The organism is Acidithiobacillus sp. TH-A36, from assembly GCF_057473445.1.
Window position 1 is genome coordinate 1 of sequence record NZ_JBYCKP010000346.1, and the last position, 1,681, is coordinate 1,681.

Annotated in this window: 3 protein-coding genes; 2 read left to right on the forward strand and 1 reads right to left on the reverse strand. The window is 49.9% G+C overall.

The window, feature by feature from the left end:
- Positions 1-295: 295 nt before the first annotated feature.
- Positions 296-685 (reverse strand): helix-turn-helix domain-containing protein, encoded by a 390-nt coding sequence (locus AC2VLY_RS09260; RefSeq protein ID WP_486922144.1) that lies wholly within the window; start codon positions 683-685, stop codon positions 296-298.
- Between the two features lie 351 nt (positions 686-1,036).
- On the opposite strand from AC2VLY_RS09260, the gene AC2VLY_RS09265 reads away from it, so the two are divergent.
- Together AC2VLY_RS09265 and AC2VLY_RS09270 are read left to right on the forward strand one after the other, a co-directional pair.
- On the forward strand, positions 1,037-1,249 hold the full coding sequence (locus AC2VLY_RS09265; protein ID WP_486922145.1) for a hypothetical protein: 213 nt from the start codon (positions 1,037-1,039) through the stop codon (positions 1,247-1,249).
- A gap of 2 nt (positions 1,250-1,251) precedes the next feature.
- The coding region (locus AC2VLY_RS09270) for a hypothetical protein (RefSeq protein ID WP_486922146.1) at positions 1,252-1,681 on the forward strand (430 nt) is incomplete at its 3' end.

Here is a 1,681-nt window from a genome sequence, read left to right on the forward strand (position 1 = left end):
CCTGGGCGGGAACAGAAACAAGGGGAGTTGTGGAACCATCCACGCCGTCTTTGGCGCGGAATATCAGCCGACCGTGGCCATCGTGGGTTACGCTGAGCTTGAGGGCGTTGGCCAGGTCCTGTGCAAGGACCAGAACTGAATTTAAAGGAATATTTGGAGCTTGAATATCGATGATCATAATACACCTCACCAGAAAACTATCATCATAATGATAGATGTGGTTGTACATGTCAATCAGTATGCTGATTGCTATGGGCGCATGTATAGTGTCATAGCATTTCTTGGGGACCGTGAGTTACTTTTTTGATCCCTCCTTCTCTCCTGGCTGTGATCTGAACTGTATATAACGTAGCTCAGCCTCTGCGATTCGCGAGATTGCGTCTCTCCCCTGATTGTCAGCGGCCACAAAATTTTCCAACACCTTCTCAATAGTTCTCGAAGCGAGTAATTCTGGGGGAATATTAGGGATAAGTAATTGCCAAAGCTTGATATTGAAAGCTTTGGCAATTTTTTCGAGTATGGCTGCAGTTGGTGAATATTTAGTGTTGGAAGCTGGATTGATTAAATTGCTGATAGTGGCTTGAGATACCCCAGAGCGGCGCTCGAGCTCTTTCTGAGAGACCTTATTGATCTTCATCAGTAAAGAAATATTTGCTGCAATTGTAGATTTGCTTGTTTCGTCCATAGCATAAGCATACGTTTTTTTAATATCAGTATGGTGATTGACTGATTATCAACATGCTGATATTGTTTCTTCTCATGAATATGTCCCTCGCATCTCAAGCAATCCGTCGTCTACATGCAGCCAAGGGGTCGTGGAAGAGTGTCGCCCTTGCTACAGGCGTCAGTTATTCCTGGTTATGCAAGTTTGCAGAAGGCCGCATTCTTAACCCCAGCGTTCAACGAATTGAGCGCATCCTTTGGTATTTCGAACAACTGGACACCGATTCCATCCGTGAACGTGTCCAGAAGCGCCGCCAACTCCCTATAACCCCATCAAGCCCCTCAATTTGGCCAACTGGCGAGGAGACCCCCGATGAGTAAGGGCCGTACATCCCGCAACACCCCTGGACGCCGAATGAAAACTTCCAAGCCGTTGTTAATGGCAACGGATATTGATGTAAACCTGATTGATCTGGTCGAAAGCGGGCTCATCAAATTCGAGATGAAGCCCAATGGCGAAGTCCGTCTGTTGACGCCCCTTGCACCGGCACCGGCCTGCAACGGGTCTCTGGTCTGGGAGGGCTGACCATGTCCTGCTATCTCATCACGGACGAGGAACTGGAACTCCTGCGGGAAATGCCCTGGGCTGCCCAGTTGATCTACCTACGCGCCATTCGCCCCTATATGGATTACAGCTCGGGAATTGTTGGTCTGCGTCGCGGCATCAGCCGACAGTCCATCGCCGAGGAGTTGTCCGTCCCTGGACAGCAGGGACGGCACAACGCACGAAGAGTGGTGCCCTCCACGAAAGAAGTTCGCCACGGGCTGGACCTGCTCAAAAAAGAGGGTTTGATTGATCAGATTCCGGCAGATAAAAAGCTCGTTTTTCGATTGCCCCACGCGCAAATGGATCAGCCTGTCCAAAATATGAGGGGCCGAAGAGGGGCCGAGAAGAGGGGCCGATCAGGGGCCGAGGAAACTGGTAAGCTTATCAAAGCAGAAGAATACATTACCCCCG

What these genes read in the sequence shown, in the direction of transcription:
- AC2VLY_RS09265 (WP_486922145.1), top strand. Translation starts at nt 1,037, where the DNA reads ATGAGTAAGGGCCGTACATCCCGCAACACCCCTGGACGCCGAATGAAA.
- AC2VLY_RS09260 (WP_486922144.1), bottom strand. Translation starts at nt 685, where the DNA reads ATGGACGAAACAAGCAAATCTACAATTGCAGCAAATATTTCTTTACTG.